At 69.9% G+C, this 15,170-nt stretch carries 20 protein-coding genes; 10 read left to right on the forward strand and 10 right to left on the reverse strand.

The window, feature by feature from the left end; genetic code table 11:
* The first annotated feature begins 38 nt into the window (after positions 1-38).
* Both NQK81_RS09370 and NQK81_RS09375 read left to right on the forward strand, forming a co-directional pair.
* Complete coding sequence (locus tag NQK81_RS09370; protein WP_257487890.1) at positions 39-704, forward strand: potassium channel family protein; 666 nt, start codon at positions 39-41, stop codon at positions 702-704.
* Positions 704-1,360, forward strand: a complete 657-nt coding sequence (locus tag NQK81_RS09375) for a potassium channel family protein (protein ID WP_016332961.1) — start codon at positions 704-706, stop codon at positions 1,358-1,360. The genes NQK81_RS09370 and NQK81_RS09375 overlap by 1 nt, the downstream gene beginning before the upstream one ends.
* Here NQK81_RS09375 and NQK81_RS09380 read toward each other — a convergent pair.
* Complete coding sequence (locus tag NQK81_RS09380; protein ID WP_126731527.1) at positions 1,357-2,085, reverse strand: DUF3159 domain-containing protein; 729 nt, start codon at positions 2,083-2,085, stop codon at positions 1,357-1,359. The genes NQK81_RS09375 and NQK81_RS09380 overlap by 4 nt on opposite strands.
* A 9-nt stretch (positions 2,086-2,094) precedes the next feature.
* Positions 2,095-2,475 (reverse strand): OB-fold nucleic acid binding domain-containing protein, encoded by a 381-nt coding sequence (locus tag NQK81_RS09385; RefSeq protein WP_034316985.1) that lies wholly within the window; start codon positions 2,473-2,475, stop codon positions 2,095-2,097.
* 103 nt (positions 2,476-2,578) lie between these two features.
* Here NQK81_RS09385 and NQK81_RS09390 point away from each other — a divergent pair, with 103 nt between their 5' ends.
* A complete protein-coding gene (locus tag NQK81_RS09390) occupies positions 2,579-3,286 on the forward strand; it encodes an alpha/beta fold hydrolase (protein ID WP_257487891.1) in 708 nt (235 codons plus the stop codon).
* On the opposite strand, the gene NQK81_RS09395 is transcribed toward NQK81_RS09390, so the two are convergent.
* Positions 3,283-3,936 (reverse strand): DUF3710 domain-containing protein, encoded by a 654-nt coding sequence (locus NQK81_RS09395; protein WP_257487892.1) that lies wholly within the window; start codon positions 3,934-3,936, stop codon positions 3,283-3,285. The two genes, NQK81_RS09390 and NQK81_RS09395, sit on opposite strands and share 4 nt — an antisense overlap.
* Positions 3,936-4,418 carry a dUTP diphosphatase gene (gene dut, locus NQK81_RS09400; protein WP_007033571.1) on the reverse strand — a complete coding sequence of 161 codons (483 nt, stop codon included), beginning with the start codon at positions 4,416-4,418 and terminating at the stop codon, positions 3,936-3,938. Before dut ends, NQK81_RS09395 begins: the two co-directional genes overlap by 1 nt.
* A 24-nt stretch (positions 4,419-4,442) precedes the next feature.
* Between dut and NQK81_RS09405 the strand changes: the two genes are divergently transcribed.
* Entirely contained in the window at positions 4,443-4,943 is a 501-nt protein-coding gene (locus NQK81_RS09405; protein WP_257487893.1) for a DUF3093 domain-containing protein, read from the forward strand.
* A gap of 86 nt (positions 4,944-5,029) precedes the next feature.
* Here the strand turns inward: NQK81_RS09405 and NQK81_RS09410 are convergent, their stop codons facing one another.
* A complete protein-coding gene (locus NQK81_RS09410) occupies positions 5,030-5,338 on the reverse strand; it encodes a DUF4193 domain-containing protein (protein ID WP_005164528.1) in 309 nt (102 codons plus the stop codon).
* A gap of 454 nt (positions 5,339-5,792) precedes the next feature.
* Between NQK81_RS09410 and cei the strand changes: the two genes are divergently transcribed.
* Positions 5,793-6,476, forward strand: coding sequence for an envelope integrity protein Cei (gene cei, locus NQK81_RS09415; RefSeq protein ID WP_257487894.1), 684 nt, complete (start codon positions 5,793-5,795; stop codon positions 6,474-6,476).
* Positions 6,477-6,479: 3 nt separating this feature from the next.
* Here cei and NQK81_RS09420 read toward each other — a convergent pair whose 3' ends face one another.
* A complete protein-coding gene (locus NQK81_RS09420) occupies positions 6,480-7,298 on the reverse strand; it encodes an inositol monophosphatase family protein (protein ID WP_257487895.1) in 819 nt (272 codons plus the stop codon).
* Positions 7,299-7,365: 67 nt separating this feature from the next.
* On the opposite strand from NQK81_RS09420, the gene ppgK reads away from it, so the two are divergent.
* The 3 genes from ppgK to NQK81_RS09435 all read left to right on the forward strand — a co-directional run bounded on the left by ppgK (position 7,366) and on the right by NQK81_RS09435 (position 10,386).
* Entirely contained in the window at positions 7,366-8,127 is a 762-nt protein-coding gene (gene ppgK / locus NQK81_RS09425; RefSeq protein WP_257489725.1) for a polyphosphate--glucose phosphotransferase, read from the forward strand.
* A gap of 246 nt (positions 8,128-8,373) precedes the next feature.
* Complete coding sequence (locus tag NQK81_RS09430; RefSeq protein WP_126731519.1) at positions 8,374-9,774, forward strand: RNA polymerase sigma factor; 1,401 nt, start codon at positions 8,374-8,376, stop codon at positions 9,772-9,774.
* Positions 9,775-9,867: 93 nt separating this feature from the next.
* Positions 9,868-10,386, forward strand: a complete 519-nt coding sequence (locus tag NQK81_RS09435) for a pyridoxamine 5'-phosphate oxidase family protein (protein ID WP_126731517.1) — start codon at positions 9,868-9,870, stop codon at positions 10,384-10,386.
* A gap of 329 nt (positions 10,387-10,715) precedes the next feature.
* Here the strand turns inward: NQK81_RS09435 and NQK81_RS09440 are convergent, their stop codons facing one another.
* Both NQK81_RS09440 and NQK81_RS09445 read right to left on the reverse strand, forming a co-directional pair.
* A complete protein-coding gene (locus NQK81_RS09440; protein WP_257487896.1) occupies positions 10,716-11,915 on the reverse strand; it encodes a hypothetical protein in 1,200 nt (399 codons plus the stop codon).
* Positions 11,916-11,961: 46 nt separating this feature from the next.
* Positions 11,962-12,339 (reverse strand): hypothetical protein, encoded by a 378-nt coding sequence (locus tag NQK81_RS09445; RefSeq protein WP_257487897.1) that lies wholly within the window; start codon positions 12,337-12,339, stop codon positions 11,962-11,964.
* A gap of 62 nt (positions 12,340-12,401) precedes the next feature.
* Here NQK81_RS09445 and NQK81_RS09450 point away from each other — a divergent pair, with 62 nt between their 5' ends.
* Entirely contained in the window at positions 12,402-13,193 is a 792-nt protein-coding gene (locus NQK81_RS09450; RefSeq protein WP_257487898.1) for a class I SAM-dependent methyltransferase, read from the forward strand.
* Positions 13,190-14,377: a hypothetical protein gene (locus NQK81_RS09455; protein WP_257487899.1), complete on the forward strand. Its 1,188-nt coding sequence runs from the start codon at positions 13,190-13,192 to the stop codon at positions 14,375-14,377. The genes NQK81_RS09450 and NQK81_RS09455 overlap by 4 nt, the downstream gene beginning before the upstream one ends.
* Here NQK81_RS09455 and NQK81_RS09460 read toward each other — a convergent pair.
* Both NQK81_RS09460 and NQK81_RS09465 read right to left on the reverse strand, forming a co-directional pair.
* Positions 14,369-14,578 carry a hypothetical protein gene (locus NQK81_RS09460; protein ID WP_257487900.1) on the reverse strand — a complete coding sequence of 70 codons (210 nt, stop codon included), beginning with the start codon at positions 14,576-14,578 and terminating at the stop codon, positions 14,369-14,371. The genes NQK81_RS09455 and NQK81_RS09460 overlap by 9 nt on opposite strands.
* Positions 14,575-15,162: a hypothetical protein gene (locus NQK81_RS09465; RefSeq protein ID WP_257487901.1), complete on the reverse strand. Its 588-nt coding sequence runs from the start codon at positions 15,160-15,162 to the stop codon at positions 14,575-14,577. Before NQK81_RS09465 ends, NQK81_RS09460 begins: the two co-directional genes overlap by 4 nt.
* Positions 15,163-15,170: the final 8 nt, after the last annotated feature.

Here is a 15,170-nt window from a genome sequence, read left to right on the forward strand (position 1 = left end):
GCGGACGGGTGAACGTCCGACGACGAAGGAGGCAGGGCGTGCACGTGGTGATCATGGGATGCGGCCGGGTCGGCGCATCCCTTGCCGCGGCGCTGGAGCGGCTGGGGCACGAAGTCGCCATCATCGACAAGACCCAGCAGGCGTTCCGGCGGCTCGGCAGTGATTTCCACGGTCAGCAGGTGGTCGGCGTCGGCTTCGACCGGCAGGTGCTGATCGAGGCCGGGATCGAACGCGCGGGTGCTTTCGCGGCGGTGTCCAGCGGCGACAACTCCAACATCATCTCGGCGCGGGTGGCCAGGGAGAACTTCGGCATCGACAAGGTCGTCGCCAGGATCTACGACCACAAACGCGCGGCGGTCTACGAACGGCTCGGCATCCCGACCGTGGCGACCGTGCCGTGGACGACCGACCGGTTCCTGCGCACCCTCCTCCCCGACGGCGTCGCCTCGGTCTGGCGGGACCCGTCCGGCAGCGTGGCGCTTCTGCAGCTCCCGCTCCACGAGGGCTGGGTCGGGCGCAGCGTGCGCGAACTGCAGGACACCACCGGCGCGCGGGTCGCGTTCATCATGCGGTTCGGCACCGCGGTGCTGCCCGACACCAAGGCCGTGATCCAGGCCGACGACGTCGTGTACGTCGCCGCGAAATCGGGCACCGTCAGCGACGTGACCACCGTCGCCGCTCGCGAACCGGAAGAGGAGAACTGATGCGGGTCGCGATTGCCGGGGCGGGCGCGGTGGGCCGGTCGATCGCCGCGGAGCTGATCGACGGGCGGCACCAGGTGATGCTCATCGAACGTGAGGCCGACCAGTTCGAGCCGCACACCGTGGAGCAGGCGGACTGGGTGCTCGGCGACGCGTGCGAGGTGTCGATCCTGGAGGAGTCCGGGATCGAGGAGTGCGACGTCGTGATCGCCGCGACCGGCGACGACAAGGCGAACCTGGTGGTCTCGCTGCTGGCGAAGACCGAGTTCGCGGTGCGCCGGGTGGTGGCGCGGGTGAACAACCCGGCCAACGAGTGGCTGTTCAACGACGCCTGGGGCGTCGACGTCGCCGTGTCGACCCCGCGGATGCTCGCGGCGATGGTCGAGGAAGCCGTGAGCGTCGGCGATCTGGTGCGGCTGATGACGTTCCGCCAGAGCCAGGCGAACCTCGTCGAACTCACCTTGCCGGAGGAGACCCCGCTGGCGGGCAAGGCGGTCAGCGAGATCAACCTGCCGCGTGACGCCGCGCTGGTGACGATCCTGCGCGGGGACCGCGTGATCGTGCCGCAGCCCGAAGACCCGCTGGAGCCGGGCGACGAGCTGCTCTTCGTGGCGACCTCGGACGTGGAACCGGAGATCCGGACCGCGCTGGGATATTAGTTGTCGACGGCGGGCGCCTGCGCGTACTTCGCGCGCAGGCGCGCCTCGATCTCTTCGTCGGTCTCTTCGCGCGGGGCCTCTTCGGCGAGCGCCTTGAGGTGCTTGTCCGACCGCCGCACCGCCCACACGACCGTGAGCAGGCCGAGCGCGTACAGCGGGTAGCCCATCGCGATCTTCGCGAAGGCCAGCCAGCCGGTGTAGTCCTCGTCGTAGAGCCAGCGCTGCACGACGAACCGGGCACCGAAGATCAGCGCCATCGCACCGGTCGCGATCGAGTACGCGATCAGCGACTTCTTGTCCTTGCGCCAGGCGTGGCCGCTGCCGTTGAGCGCGTTCCACACCACGCCGGCGAGCGGCCAGCGGACGACGATCGAGAGCACGAAGACGCCGCAGTAGACCAGGCTCGTCCAGATGCCGAACAGGAAGAATCCCTTGGCCGAGCCGGTCCGGTAGGCGATGAACGCCGCGATCGCGACCCCGAAGAAGCCGGAGATCGCGGGCTGCAGCGGCTCCTTGCGCACGATCCGCAGCACGGTGATCGCCACCGCGCTGCCCACCGCGGCCCAGATCCCCACCGTGAGCCCGAAGATCGCGTTCGCGATCACGAACACGATGACCGGCAGCGAGGAATAGAACAGTCCGGACAGCCCGCCCATCTGTTCCAACAGGGTGGGCTGGGGCTTCTTGTCTTCGGTCTTCTCTTCGCCGCCGACGGGTTCAGTCACGATGCGGGATCAACTCACAGGGCTCTGAAGTTCGTAATAGGGGTTGTACAGCACCTTCTGACCATCACGTTCGGCCATCCGGCCGCGCACCTTGATGGTTCGCCCGGGTTCGATCCCGGGGATCCGGCGGCGTCCGAGCCAGATTAGCGTCACACCCTGTGTGCCGTCGAACAGCTCGGCCTGCAGCGTCGCCGCCTCGTTGGTCGGGCAGAGCTCCACGCTGCGGAGTCTCCCGAGCACCGTCACCTCTTGACCCGACCGGCAGTCGCAGGCGCGCTGCGCTCCGCCGGCCTCGGATTTTTCGGACAGATCGTCGGCGTCGAGATCCTCGACGTCGCTGGTCAGCTTGCGGACCAGCCGGCTGAAGTAGCCGCCGTCTTTGGCGGACATAACGGTGCTCCTGTGCTCCGGGGCCCCCGACTTGAACGGCCCGTGCGTAATCCAGCGTAACTGTGCTCCGACCAGGAGAACGGGTTTAGGGGAATATCGCAACGTGACCTCCGCTATTCCGCCTACGACGGCAGTAGTGCTCCCCGGCACCGGGTCCGACGAAGTGTTCGTGCGCGCCGTGTTCGCCGGTCCCCTGCGAGCGCTCGGCATCCGGTTGATCGCCCCGCCGCCGCCTCCCGGTGATCGGCTCGCGGACGGCTATCTCGCCGAGCTCGACAGGCTGGCCGACGAGCACGGTCCGCTGCTCGTCGGCGGTATCTCGTTCGGCGCGCACCTGTCGGCGGAGTGGGCGGTGCGCGATCCGGCCCGCTGCACCGGTCTGCTGGCCGCGCTCCCGGCCTGGAACGGGCCTGCCGGGCGAGCACCCGCGTCGCTCGCCGCGCGGCTCTCAGCGGATCTGGTGGCCGAAAACGGGGTCGACGGCGCGCTGGCGAAATCCTCCGACGGCGTCCCGGAATGGCTTTCGGCTGAACTCGGCCGCGCGTGGCGGCGGCACGGCGACGGATTGGCGGCGAGCCTGCGGACGGCCGCGGGCCATCCCGCCCCGTCTCTGGAGGCACTGAAGGCACTCGACGTGCCTGCGGGGATCGGCGCGTGCGTCGACGATCCGATCCATCCGGCGGAGGTCGCCCGCGCCTGGGCGGAGGCCCTGCCGCGCGCCGAGGTCGGCGAGTCGACGCTCACCGCCCTCGGCGCGGACCGGGAATCCCTGGGCCGGGCGACCGTCCTGGCCTGGCTGAGGGTTCTTTAACCCTGCTGCTCGGCGATGTGCTGCGCGACGGCGTCGGGCAGCGTGATGGTCAGCGGGGTGCGGACCGGCATCGGCGCGTCGCCGCGGTCGACGATGGTGTGCCGCACGATCTCCCGCAGCACGGCGGGCGCCTGTGACGCCTGCGACTGCGGGCCGGCGATGACGCCGCGGAGCATCCAGCGCGGGCCGTCGACCCCGACGAACCGCAGCGCGACGTCACCGACGATCGCGGACAGCTCCAGCCCCCACTCCCCCATGCCGACCGAGACCTTGGCCCCGTCGGCGCGCAGCTGCTCGGTGAGCTCGGTGCTGACGTCCTTCCACAGGCCGCCGGACCGGGGCGCCGCGTAACCGCTGACGGTGATCTGGCCCTGTTCGGTGACGACGTGCACCGCGCGGACACCGCCGCTCTCCGGGTCCATCTCGACCTGGACCTGGGAACCGTCGGGCACCGGCACCTTCACCGAACCGAGGTCGATCCGCGGGATGCCGTCGTCGGGCGCGTCGGCGAGGTCGAAGGGGCCGTCGGAGGTCTCCGACAGCTGCGACTCGATCTCGTCGTCGGTGTCCTCGGCAACGGGACGCTCATCGACCTCGGGCGCGGCGTGCCGTCCGGTCGGCTTCGCGCGCTTGCGTCCGAAAATCCCCACTAGTTCTCCGTTCCTTCCCTGGCTCCGGCTCCCAGTGTGGCGTGTCCGCCCGTGGAGCCATACCCTCCCTCGCCGCGCTCGGACGGCTCGAGTTCGGCGACCTCGACGAACTCGGCCTGTTCGACCCGTTGCACGACCAGTTGCGCGATCCGGTCGCCGCGGGTGAGCACGACCTTCTCGGAGAGATCATGGTTGATCAGGCAGACGCGGATCTCACCGCGGTACCCGGAGTCGATCGTGCCCGGGGTGTTGACGACCGAGAGGCCGACGCGGGCGGCGAGACCCGAGCGCGGGTGGACGAAGCCCGCGTATCCGGGCGGCAGCGCGATCGCGACGCCCGTGCCGACCACGCCGCGTTCACCGGGCGCGAGCACGAGATCCGAGGTGGTGACGAGGTCGGCGCCCGCGTCGCCGGGGCGCGCGTAGGCGGGGAGGGGGACCGAAGGATCGATCCGGGAAAGCAGTACCTGAACGGTGGACACGGGCGGCGAGACTACCCTGAACGCGTGGGTGAAAGCGTGAACACGGCCGAAGGCGGCGCCGTCAAGCATTCAGAGCGGCTCTACGTCCCGTGGTGGGGCTGGCCGCTGCCGCTGCTGGGCGGCGGGCTGCTGGCGGCGGAGATCGACATGGGCTATCCCGGGCTGCGCGGGTGGCTGCCGTACGTGGTGCTGATCCCCGCGGTGATCGCGCTGATGATCTCGCTCGGCCGGTCCCGCGTGAAGGTGACCGGCGGCGCCGAGCCGGAGCTGTGGCTGCGTGACGCGCACCTTCCGCTCAAGTTCGTCGGCGACGTGGACGTCATCGACAAGGAGGCGAAGCGCAAGGCGCTCGGCCGTGACGCCGATCCGGCGGCCTTCGTGCTGCACCGGGGCTGGGTCGGCCCGGTCGTGCGGGTCTGGCTCACCGACCCCGACGACCCGACGCCGCACTGGCTGTTCAGCACCAGGCATCCGGAGAAGGTGGCCGCGCTGCTGCGCCACCCCGCCTCGAAGCCCCAGGCATAGGAAAGGGGGCCGACCGGACGGTCGGCCCCCTTTATTCCTGTTCAGTCCCCGAAACCCCTGTCGCGCCGTCCCCTGTGCCCGTAGGCTCAGGCGCAGTCGCGGCAGATGAGCCGTCCGCCACTCTCCTCGGCCAGCCTGCTGCGGTGGTGCACCAGGAAGCAGACGGAGCAGGTGAACTCGTCGGCCTGCTTGGGCACGACCTTGACGGTCAGGTCCTCACCGGAAAGTCCGGAGAGGTCCGCGCCCGGCAGCTCGAAGTTCTCGGCGGTCGCGTCCTCGTCGACGTCCACGACGCCGGACTGGTTTTCGTTACGCCTTGCCTTCAGCTCTTCCAACGAGTCTTCGGCCAGCTCGTCGGCTTCGCTGCGGCGCGGAGCGTCGTAGTCGGTCGCCATTGGTCCCTCACCCCTGCGATGCTTTCGATGTCGATTGGCCCGGACCCGCGAGCGCGCGGCTCGTGAGTCCTTCGTGCCGCTGGTTAACGTCCCAGCGCCCCTGTTTGTGCCCGGCTGGGCAGTGAGCGAGGTCTCTCTTTTGCGCCTCTTACTGCCGCCTGAGCCCGCGAAGGGTAGCTCACGCTGATACCGGCTCTGCAACGAGTCAGACATAGCCGCGATTACGTCACCCAACAGGGGGAACCCTGCTGTCAAGACGCCTGTCGTCCGAATGGGTTGCCCACGGGTCGGGTACCTCACCCCTTGGGCCCGGCTGCTTGCCCGGAGTGGTCATCGCGTGGTGCTATCCGGAGGCCCGCGCCGCTCACCTTCGCCGCAACGCATAGGCTGATCGGACACGATGGTGAGATGAAGCACCATCCGGGGATCCGGGCTTTGGGGAAGGGACTGGCAGGTGGCGTCGGGGAACGGCATCGGGGACCGCGGGGCGAGGCCGTATCGCAAGCGCAAGCCGCTGCCCGCGCTCATCGTCATCGGGGTGATGGCACTCGGCGCGGTGATCGTCTGGGTGAACGTCGTCGCGAGCAAGTCCGACATCGACGCCAGGGTCCGCTGCGATCCCCCGCCCGCCCCGCAGCAGGGTGTCACCTACACGCCGCTGGCGCACAACGGTCTCGACGACCGCGCGCCGGTGCCGCCGGACAAGGTCGCCGTCCAGGTCCTCAACGGGTCCCAGGTCCGCGGCCAGGGCGGGATCGTCACCAGCACGCTGCGGGAACTCGGCTTCTCCCAGATCGTCGAGCCGGACGTCGACCCGGCCTACAAGAACGCCGAAGCCAAGTGCCGCGGCCAGATCCGTTTCGGTGAGAACGGCGCCGCCGCGGCCCGCACGCTGAGCCTGGTGGTCCCGTGCGCCGAACTGGTCAAGGACAACCGCAAGGACGCTTCGGTCACGCTCACCACCGGCACCCTGCTCGGCGACGTCCGCCCGAAGGCGGAGGCGCGCCAGGTGCTCGACCAGCTCACGCAATGGTCGAAGGCGCAGCAGGGCAGCGGCGGCGGTGAGCAGTCCGCGGGCGGCGGCGCCCCGGTGATCGACCAGGCGCTGCTGAAGGCCGCCCGCGAAGCTCCCTGCTGACCCTCAGATGGTGCCCACGCCCGAATCGATCAGCGCCTGACGCAACGGAGCCGCGATCGACGGCGCCACCGCGAAGGTCGCGTCCGGCCCCAGCCCGGCGTCCTCGCCCGGCAGCGACACCTGGGCGCCCGCCTCGGCGGCGATGAGCGCGCCGGCGGCCCAGTCCCAGTGCCCGAGGCCGTGCTCGACGTAGGCGTCCAGCCAGCCCGCCGCGACCGCGCACAGATCCAGCGATGCGGCCCCGTTGCGCCGGACGTCCCGCACCCGGGTCGCCAGTTCGGCGACGAACCGCGCCTGCTTCGTCCGCCGTTCGACCTTGTAGGCGAACCCGGTGCCGACGAGCGTCAAATCCAGCCGGGAAGGGGCGTTGACCGCCAGCGGCCGCCCGTCGAGGAACGCGCCCTGCCCCCGTGCGGCGCTCCAGCGGCGCCCGCTGACGGGTTCGACGACGGCGCCCGCCACCGACACCCCGCCGACCTGCGCGGCCACCGACACGGCGAACCAGGGCAGCCCGTAGAGGAAGTTCACCGTCCCGTCGATCGGGTCGACCACCCAGGTCACCCCGTCCCCGGCGATCCCGCCACCCTCCTCGCCGAGCACGGCGTCGTCCGGGCGCAGTTCGGCGAGCCGGGCGCGTACCAGCCGTTCCGACTCGTGGTCCACCGCGGTCACCACGTCGGTGTCGGCGGATTTGGTGTCCACGCGCACCTCGCGGCCCGCGTTCATCCCGGTCCAGGCCTCGTGGACCAGCTCGGCGGCCTCGCCCGCGACACGCTCGGCGACACTCTTCAGCAACGTCTCGTCAACTCCCACGTCCGCCATGTCACCACATCCGGTTAAAGTCTCCGAGGCAGGCTTCTGAATCGTGCGAGAAGGGACCACGTCCGTGGTGGAGGCGACCCGAGGTTTCGGTATCGACATCGGCGGCAGCGGGATCAAGGGCGCGCTGGTCGACTTGGCGCAAGGACAGCTGATCGGCGACCGGATCCGCATCGACACGCCGAAGCCGTCGACCCCGGAGGCGGTGGCGGACGTCGTCGCCGAGATCACCGGCCAGGCGGGCTGGGACGGCCCGGTGGGCGTCACCCTGCCCGCGGTGGTCAAGAAGGGGGTCGCGCACACCGCGGCCAACATCGACCGCGCGTGGATCGGCACCGACGCCGACGCCCTGTTCGCCAAGCGCCTCGGCCGCGGCGTGGACGACATCGCGATGCTCAACGACGCGGACGCCGCCGGCATGGCCGAGATCCGCTGGGGCGACCCGGCCGCGCGCCGCGGCGTGACGGCGCTGCTGACCTTCGGCACCGGTATCGGCAGCGCGGTCTTCCAGGACGGGAAGCTCGTGCCCAACACCGAGTTCGGCCACATCGAGGTCGACGGCTTCGACGCGGAGAAGAAAGCCGCGGCATCGGTGAAGGACAACGAGGAGCTCTCGTATCCCGAATGGGCGGAACGGGTGAACAGGTATCTCTCCGTGCTGGAAAACCTGATCTGGCCGGATCTGTTCATCGTCGGCGGCGGGGTCAGCAAGAAGTCGCACAAATGGGTCCCGCTGCTGGACATCCGCACCCCGGTGATCGTCGCGTCGTTGCAGAACAACGCGGGCATCGCCGGCGCGGCGGCCGCCGCCGCGGAGGGCATCGAGCACTGACGCGCGCACGCTGACATCCGCGTCTCGGATGTCACTTCGGCGGGTCGCACGGCGTGTCGCGCCCGGCGGGTGGTGGTCCGCGCCGCGACGCTGTCACGTATCGTCGTTACAATGGAACACGGCCCACGGCGGCGGCACCCAGGAGATCGAGGGAAACCGCAGGCCGAGGGGTGTTCCCCGAAGTTTGAGGCAGCCGAGACCATCACGCCTCGGCTCGTCATGATCGACCGCTGCGAAAGGGCGTAAGTGGCAGCCGCAAGAACCGCAACCCGAAGCGGGACGAAGACAGCGACCGCAGCCGGCGAGCCGGCCGACGAGGCAGCCACCGACGCGGCGAAGCCCGCGGCGCGCAAGACCGCCGCCAAGGCGGCCGGCGCGAAGAAGGCCCCGGCGAAGAAGGCTCCGGCCAAGAAACCCACCACCAAGGGTGCCAAGACCGAAGACGGCGACCCGGAAGACGGTCCGGTAGAGCTCGACGAAGCCGACCTCGAAACCCCGGACCTGTCGGACCTCGAAGAGGTCGAGGTGGACGTCGTCGACGCTTCCGTCACCGAGGAGACGGAAGAGGACGCGGAGTCCGACGAGGACGTCGAAGAGACGCCCGCGCGCGGCCGCCGCACGTCGACCGACAAGAACGCCGGGAAGACCTCCGACAACCCGGACTTCGTCTGGGACGAGGAAGAGTCCGAGGCACTGCGCCAGGCCCGCAAGGACGCCGAGCTCACCGCTTCGGCCGACTCGGTCCGCGCGTACCTCAAGCAGATCGGCAAGGTCGCCCTGCTGAACGCCGAGGAGGAGGTGGAGCTCGCCAAGCGCATCGAGGCCGGGCTCTACGCCGCCGAGCGCGTCCGCAACGCCGAGGAGGAGGGCGAGAAGCTCGTCACCCAGATGCGGCGCGACCTCAAGTGGATCGTGCGCGACGGTGAACGGGCGAAGAACCACCTGCTGGAGGCGAACCTCCGGCTCGTGGTCTCGCTGGCCAAGCGCTACACCGGCCGCGGCATGGCGTTCCTGGACCTGATCCAGGAGGGCAACCTCGGCCTGATCCGCGCGGTGGAGAAGTTCGACTACACCAAGGGCTACAAGTTCTCCACGTACGCCACCTGGTGGATCCGTCAGGCGATCACCCGCGCGATGGCCGACCAGGCCCGCACCATCCGTATCCCGGTGCACATGGTCGAGGTCATCAACAAGCTCGGCCGTATACAGCGCGAACTGCTGCAGGACCTCGGTCGCGAGCCCACCCCCGAAGAGCTCGCGAAGGAAATGGACATCTCCCCGGAGAAGGTCCTCGAGATCCAGCAGTACGCCCGCGAGCCGATCTCGCTCGACCAGACCATCGGCGACGAGGGCGACTCGCAGCTCGGTGACTTCATCGAGGACTCCGAGGCCGTCGTCGCGGTCGACGCGGTGTCGTTCACGCTGCTGCAGGACCAGCTCCAGTCGGTGCTGCAGACGCTGTCCGAGCGCGAAGCGGGTGTGGTGCGGCTGCGGTTCGGCCTCACCGACGGCCAGCCGCGCACGCTCGACGAGATCGGCCAGGTGTACGGGGTCACCCGTGAGCGCATCCGGCAGATCGAGTCGAAGACGATGTCGAAGCTGCGTCACCCGTCGCGTTCGCAGGTCCTGCGCGACTACCTGGACTGAGCCCAGGGTTCACGGAAGACCCCGTCACCGTTCCGGTGGCGGGGTTTTTCGTGTCCGGTGTCGAATCGCGGCCCGCCCGTTCGACGCGTGGGTATGACGAAACCTCACGCCACCAAGAACCTCGACCGCTACGGATCCGCGGAACTCCCCTGGAGCCGCGCGCGCGACGTCCTCGCCGAGGACACGCCGACCGCCGACCTGACCTTCTTCGTGACGACCGTCCGTCCCGACGGGCGCCCGCATTCGGCGGGCGTCGGCGCCGTCTGGGTGGACGACGCCCTGTACTTCAAGGGCGGGCCGGGAACGCGCCGGTCCCGCAACCTGGCCGCGAACCCGGCGTGCGCCGTTTCGGTGCGGCTGCGGGGAATCGACCTCACGCTGGAGGGCGAGGCGCACCGCGTCACCGACCCGGCGACGCTGGAACGCGTGGCGGCGGTCTACCGGACGGGCGGCTGGCCCGCGTCGGTCGAGGGCGACGCGCTCACGGCCCCCTTCAGCGCGCCCAGCGCGGGACCGCCGCCCTGGTATCTGTACCGCCTCACCCTGCGCCGCGCGATCGGCGTGGCGAGCGCGGAACCGCATGGCGCCACGCGCTGGGACTTCACCCCGTGACCGGCCGGTTAGAGCCAAAGGGCGGCTTAGGCGCGTGCTGCCGATGTGCGGGCGGCGGTTTCGCGTGACTGGACGGACGACACCTGTGCTTGGACGGACGACTCGCGTGATTGGACGGACGGCTCCCGGCGGCACCCCGGCCGCGGTCGTGTCGTCCATTCAGTCACGCGTGTCGTCCTCCGGATCACGCGTGTCGTCCGTTCAGTCACGAGACCTGATCACCTCGCTACCGGCGCTCCCTTGCCCGCCTGAAGTACATGAAGGCCCCCTTCCTTGCGCCTGGCGCAAGGAAGGGGGCCTTCATGTACTTGGCACGGACTTGCGAGGCTTCAGGCGCGGCCGGTGAGGGTGGTCCACGGGACGTGCACGGTCACCCGTTCCCGCAGCTGCTCGTTCATCAGCCAAAGTTCCCCTGTCGCCGGCCAGTAGGACAGGTTCTGCGAGTTCACCGGCGCGCGGCCGCTCAGCCGCGACGTCGAGGTGCCGCCGACACCGCCGTGCAGGCACGACGGATGGTCGCCCGCCACCCCGGCGTACTCGGGGCACACGCCGGTCAGCACGAAATATCCGTTACGCGCCACCGCTCCCTGCATTCCCCACACCGGCGACACGAAGCCTTCCTTCGCGTGCACGGTGCCATCGGCGGACACCTTCGGCAGGCCGGTCGCGCGGTCGAACGGCCACCGCAGGACCCTGCCGCCCGCCGCGTTCGGGATGTGCTCCGCGGTCACGATCGAGCCGTCACTGTGGTCGAACGACATCGTCGCGAGACACGGCCTCGTCCCGGGAGCGTTGGTGCAGGCGCCGCCACCCGGATACCAGTACGCGCCGATCTGCGGCATCGCGTAGTCGTAGAACGCCGCGTGGTACTTACCGTCCGGGCCCTTGCCGACGACGCCGGAGCTGTCGTCGACCTTCCAGAAGTGCGTGGTGTCGAAGACACGCACCACTCCCCCGGTGGTCGCGACGAACAGCCGGTTCCCGATCCACGTCATCCCGTGCCCGTGTCCTTGCACGACGGCGAAGTTGTCGTCCGACGTCGGCTCGACGAGCAGCACGTGCCGGTAGCCCAGCCCGGTCGCGTCCACAAAGGACAGACGGACCATGGTGTCGCCCGGGGTGTGCCAGGACGTCGCGACGACCCGTTTGCCGCCGACCTTCCCGGTCGCCGCGTCCGCGTCGCCGGAACCGGTCAGTCCCTGCGGGATCCAGTCGTTGGTCTTGTCGTCGTTCGCGTCCTCCCAGCAGAACCCCGCCGGTTTCAGCGCCGTCGCGAGATACGTGGCGTGGCACAACGGCCGCGCCTTCCGGTTCGCCGACGACAGGATCTCCGGCAGCCCGCGGGCGGGGAGGTGTTTCTCCAGCGCGGCGATCCGGGCGCCGTAGGTGCCGAAGGTCGAACCGGACGTCCAGCGGAAGGCGTCGACCGTGGCCGCGTCCATCCTCGGGAAGGCGGCCGCGGCCGACGCGACTCCGGGGATGAGCCCGAACACCAGCAGCAGCGTGGCGAGAAGTCCCAGCCTCTTCATGCCCGCGAGCCTCCCGGCCGCGCGCATACTTTCGATACAAATCGCGTCAGGACACCGAAAGTCCGCGCTCGGCCAGGGATTCCTCGATCCGCAGCCGTTCGATCTCGCGGTCGAAGCCCTCCGGCAGGGTGTCCAGCCGGTGGTCGACCTCGACCTCCCGGCAGGCTTGGACGAGCAGCGCGTCGTACGCCTGCCTGGTGCCGTACCGGCGGACGGCGGAGGCCCCTGGCGGGAGTTCCGCCAGCAGACGGTGCACCCGGCGCAGATCGGCGGCGAGCTTCTCGATGGGCGGGCCCGCCGGGACCTCGGGTTCACGGCGGCGGCGCCACCGGCGCACCGCCTCGGGGACCTTCAGCGCGCACCAGAAAAGAACCGAAGGCGCCACGGCGACAACGGTGTACAGCGCGACAGGCCCGATGGCCACGACTAAGGGTAAACCCGCGCGGAGCACCGGAGAACCCGCGAATCGGGGCTATATTCGCGACTGTGCTGACCGAGAGCTACCGCTACCCGGACACCGGCGACCACGTCACCGGCGCGTTCATCCGACGGCACGAACCCTACGACGGCTACTGGACGGCCAGCGAGGACCGCGCGCTCGCCAAGGTCGCCGACGAGCTCACCGCGATCCTCGGCCCGCGCGAAGAGGTCAAGGCGCTCGACGCCGGCTGCGGGGAAGGCAGACTTCTCCCCTGGCTCGCGCGGTTCTCCGCCGACGTCACCGCCGCGGACCCCGACCCGGCCAGGCTGGCCAAGGCGCGGGAAACCACCGTCGCGGACACCGATCTCTCCTTCGCCGTCTCACCGATCACCGAACTGGACGGCGGCCCGTACGACCTCGTGCTGTGCAGCCACGTCATCCAGCACGTGCCCACGCCGGACGTCGGGCCGATCCTGCGACGGCTGGCCGGGATCACCGCGCCCGGCGGCGCCCTGGTGCTGGCCTACAGCCGGTCGCCGATCGGGCAGGGCGCCTTCAGCCTCGACAGCGTCGAAGCGGGCACCGAAGTCCGCTCCCGCCGGGTTTCGCGCGAAGAGTTCGACAAAGCGCTGCACGACGGCGGCCCGGCACTCCCGGTGCGCCACCTCGATCCCGAGGAGGTCGCCGCCGACGCGGCCGAGGCGGGCTGGCGCACCGCCTGGGAGTGGACATACCACGTCCTCGACGATCTCGGCCCGGCCGACGAGCACATCGACCGCGACGAACTGGTCAACGCCTCCGGCCCCCTGCGCCGCCATCTCGGCCGGGACCTGATCACCCTCCTGCGCCGCGGATGACCGCGCTGCTCCTCACCTTCGCGTGGGCGGTCCCGCTGTCGGAGCGGGAGGCCGGGAAGGTGCTGGACGGCGGCCGGGACCGCGGGCTGCTGGCCCACCTCGACGGGAAACTCGGCGAGGAATGGACGGCGGCGGAGAACTTCCTGGCCAGTTACACGCGACCACCGCGAAGACGGGTGCTGTGCAAACGCAGGCTGTCGATCCGCGTCGGCACGACCGGCCTGCCATGCGAGCTCGTGGTCACCTGGCATCCCGCCTATCACGCGATGACGCTGGTCCTCGCCACCACGATCAGCGGCGCGGCGGAGGGTCACGCCGCCGAGTTCGACCTCGCCATCGCAGTCCTGCAAAGCCTTCAGGGCCGGGAGACGGCGAACGGGGAGAACGGCCTGCACGGCGCCTACGGTGAGAAGACCTTCCCCTCGCTGCTCAAGGCCGTCACCCACGTCTTCGAGGATCTGACCAGGGGATGCGGCCTCACCGAAGGGCTCAGCCGCAAGGGCTGGTGTGTCGAGCTGCGGTCACACGACGGGCATCCGCCCGCCCAGCGGGTCGCCGCCGACCCCCGGCCGTACTACGGGCTGGCGACCAGCGACGAGGGCTGGCGGTTCGTGCCCCGCGAGGTCGCTCGGGACGCGCTCGGCCCGTCGTGGGGGACGCGTTCGTTCGTCGCCGCCTACACGATGGCGGGCGGGATCGTCTGCCTCAACAGCAAGGACTCCGACTACGTCGAGCACCAGGACGAGCTGATGCGCGGCCCGTTCGGCGCCGCCGAACCGTACTTCGGCATCGACAGCGAGATCGGCGGCCTCGACCACGGGATGCTCTTCATCCTCGAACGCGTCCTGATCCGGATGGCGCTGGCCGACCAGTGGCTGGCGTCGATGAAGAAGTCCGGGAGCCGCACCCGGCTGCTGCGCGGCTCGCTCGACGACATCCTCGAGATGCTGCACTCGGTGCTGCCGCCCGAGATCGATTCGCTGGAGCGCCGTCTGGTCACCAGCATGGGCGTGGAGCGGATCATCGCCCAGCTGGACCGTCAGGCCGAGGCGATGGACGAGGAGACCAGGTACGCCTACGAGAACACGGTGAGCGCGCGGGTCACGCGGCTCACCGTGGTCACCGTCGTCCTGACGGTCGTCACCATCGTCCTCGGCGTCCTGCAGGTCGTGGTCTCACTCTGACCGGCGGCGCTGTTTGCGGGCACGCTCGCCGAAGAGCAGCCCCACGCCCCCGGCCACCATCAGCGCGCTGGCAACCACGTGCATCCCCGGCGGGAGCAGGTGGAGCTGCACGAACCAGCTCGGGTCGTCGCTGCCGAGCAGCCGGTTGATCAGCCCGCCCCCGCCCTGCACCAGCAGGAGGATTCCCAGTAGTTCGATCATCGTCGAGCCCCTTCCTTGACCCTCTCGTCCTTGAGGGAGAGTTCCTGCCACAGCGGCCCGGTGGCGAACCAGATGGCCGTCACGACCCCCAGCCTCGGCAGCCAGCCCCACAACGGGTCGACCTGCTCGGTGTCGCCGACCATGAAGATCAGCAGGAGCAGGACCCCCGCGGCCAGCCCGCAGGCCAGCACGCATTTGAACCAGTCACGCCATTCGGCGCGCACCTTCTCCCGGCCCCTCGGCTTGGGCGGCGGTGGCGGCCCGCCCGCGAACCGGTGGGCGAACCGGACGTCGGCCCACTTGATCATCGAATGCCCGAACACGACGCTGAAGCCCAGGTACACCGCGGCGAGGCCGTGCACGAAGTTCGCCGTGGCGCCGTTGCGCAGGTCGATGACCGTCGCGACCAGCACGACGAGGTCGATCACGGGGGTCAGGAGCAACAGCACGACACTGGTCCGCTTCAGCTTCAGCAGATAGCGGGCCACGAGGCCGGCGACGATGGCGACCCAGAAACCGATCTCCCCGCCGGCGACCACGGCCGCCATCGGGTTTTCCGCGATGAAGTCCCAGATCTTGTTCACACGGTAAG

The organism is Amycolatopsis roodepoortensis, assembly GCF_024628825.1.
GTDB classification, from domain to species: domain Bacteria; phylum Actinomycetota; class Actinomycetes; order Mycobacteriales; family Pseudonocardiaceae; genus Amycolatopsis; species Amycolatopsis roodepoortensis.